3 protein-coding genes and 1 pseudogene are annotated in these 2051 nt (G+C 70.8%); 3 read left to right on the forward strand and 1 reads right to left on the reverse strand.

The window, feature by feature from the left end:
- Positions 1–121 precede the first annotated feature (121 nt).
- The 3 genes from ADK54_RS11345 (at position 122) to ADK54_RS11355 (ending at position 1885) form a co-directional block, all read left to right on the forward strand.
- Positions 122–340: an acyl-CoA carboxylase subunit epsilon gene (locus ADK54_RS11345; protein ID WP_234392007.1), complete on the forward strand. Its 219-nt coding sequence runs from the start codon at positions 122–124 to the stop codon at positions 338–340.
- Between the two features lie 134 nt (positions 341–474).
- Positions 475–1062 carry a TetR/AcrR family transcriptional regulator gene (locus ADK54_RS11350; RefSeq protein ID WP_053725454.1) on the forward strand — a complete coding sequence of 196 codons (588 nt, stop codon included), beginning with the start codon at positions 475–477 and terminating at the stop codon, positions 1060–1062.
- On the forward strand, positions 1055–1885 hold the full coding sequence (locus ADK54_RS11355) for an alpha/beta fold hydrolase (protein ID WP_053725455.1): 831 nt from the start codon (positions 1055–1057) through the stop codon (positions 1883–1885). The genes ADK54_RS11350 and ADK54_RS11355 overlap by 8 nt, the downstream gene beginning before the upstream one ends.
- Before the next feature lie 60 nt (positions 1886–1945).
- Here ADK54_RS11355 and ADK54_RS43245 read toward each other — a convergent pair.
- Positions 1946–2051, reverse strand: a pseudogene (locus ADK54_RS43245) (ATP-binding protein); the annotation flags it as partial.

Below are 2051 nucleotides of genomic sequence, written 5' to 3' on the forward strand. Positions count from 1 at the left end.
CGTCATCGACCCCGCCGAGACCCGGGCCGTCCTCATCGCCTCACTGGCGATGCTCAAGACCAAACACGCCGACCTGCCGTCCCGCAAACACGGCAACCCCCCTCAGTAAGAGGAGATGAACTTGAACACCTCGAAGTCCAACTCGTCCGAGTCCGAGTCCCTGCTCCGTGTGGAGAAGGGCGACGCCGCTCCCGAGGAGCTCGCCGCGATCACCGCGGTGCTCCTGGCGCGAGCCGCCGCCCAGCCCGCCGCCGCCCCCAAGCGCGGCCGCTCCACCGCGGGCTGGCGCCGCCTGGAGCGCACCCCCGGCTTCCGCGCCCCGCACTCCTGGCAGGGCTGACCCCGCTCAGGATCACCTCGCAAAAAGCCCCCGCCCTCGTCGGCGGGGGCTTTTTCGCTGTTCAGGAACGCAGGGCCTATGTATATTAGGCCAAAACCTAGAGGGCCTAGGTTCTGGGATGTGGAGGTGTACGGATGGCCCGAGCGGGGCTGACGGCCGAGCGGCTCACCGTGGCGGGCGCCGAGCTGGCCGACGAGGCCGGGTTCGACGGCATCACGGTGTCCGCGCTCGCGCGGCGCTTCGGCGTCAAGGACGCGAGCCTGTACTCGCACGTCAAGAACCTCCGCGAGCTGCGCCAGCGGGTCGCGCTGTACGCGGCGGGCGAGTTCATCGACTCCATCGCGGCGGCCGTCGCCGGCCGGGCCGGCAAGGACGCGCTGGTCGCCTTCGCCGACGCCTACCGGGCGTACGCGCTGGCCCACCCCGGCCGCTATGCCGCCACCCAGCACCGGGTCGATCCGGAGCTGCTCGCGGGCTCGACCGTGATGGCGCGCACGGCGGACACGACGTACGGGATGCTCCGCGCCTACGGCCTCACCGAGCCCGACCTCACCGATGCCGTACGCCTGCTGCGCAGCACCTTCCACGGCTACATCACGCTCGAAGCGGAGGGCGGCTTCGGCCACCCGCGCGATGTGCAGAAGTCGTGGGAGCGGGGGGTCGAGGCGCTGCACGTCCTGCTTGAGCACTGGCCCGTGAACGAGGGGAAACACGATGACTGAACCGGCAACAGGCACCTTGAAGGTGCCCGGTGCGACCCTGCGCTACGAAGTGCGCGGCGCCGGGCCCGTGCTGCTGCTCATCGCGGGCGGCGGTGGGGACGCCGGGATCTTCGAGCCGGTCGCCGACGCGCTCGCCGACCGTTTCACGGTGGTGACCTACGATCCGCGCGGCCACTCCCGCAGTCCGCTCGACGGGCCGGACGTGGACCAGCGCGTCGAGGAGCAGGCCGAGGACGCGTACCGGCTGCTCGACCGGGTGGCGCCGGACGGGGCGCCCGCGTACGTCTTCGGGACCAGTTCGGGGGCGATCGTCGCGGTGGAGCTGCTCACGCGGCACCCCGAGCGGCTCGCCCGGGTGGTCGCGCACGAGCCCGTGCTGGTCTCGCTGCTGCCCGATGCCGCTGAACAGCACGCCTTTTTCGGCCATGTCGTGTCGACCTTCCACCGCGAAGGGGTGGCTGCGGCCATGGCCGAAATGAGTGCAGGGTGTGGCGAGGAGCGGGGGGAGGCGCCGGACTTCTCCGGGCTCTCGCCGCAGGTGCGCTCCGCGCTTCAGCGGGCTCAGGGGAACTCGGGGTTCTTCCTGGGGCGGATCCTGGGGCCGTTCAGCGGGCATGTGCCCGATCTGGCCCAACTCGACGTGCATGCGGGGAAGTTGGTGCCTGCCACAGGGTGGGGGTCGTACGGGCTGCGGCTGTACCGGCCCGCCGCGTGCCTCGCGGGGCGGTACGGGGTTGAGCTCGCGGAGTTCCCCGGAGGGCATGTGGGGGTTGTGACGCACCCTGCTCAATTTGCCCTGAAACTGGGCGAGTTGCTGCGGTGATGGCGAAGGCCCCGCACTCCGTTGCTCAGAGTGCGGGGCCTTCGCCGTATGCGCTTCCTGCTACCGAAGTCGTGCCATGAGGGCGTGTTCGACGAGGGTGATGAGGGCGCTTTTGGCGTCTGCTCGGTGGCGGGCGTCGGTGACGATGATGGGGGTGTCGGGGCCG

Origin of the sequence: Streptomyces sp. WM6378, assembly GCF_001279695.1 — a bacterium.
Taxonomy (GTDB): domain Bacteria; phylum Actinomycetota; class Actinomycetes; order Streptomycetales; family Streptomycetaceae; genus Streptomyces.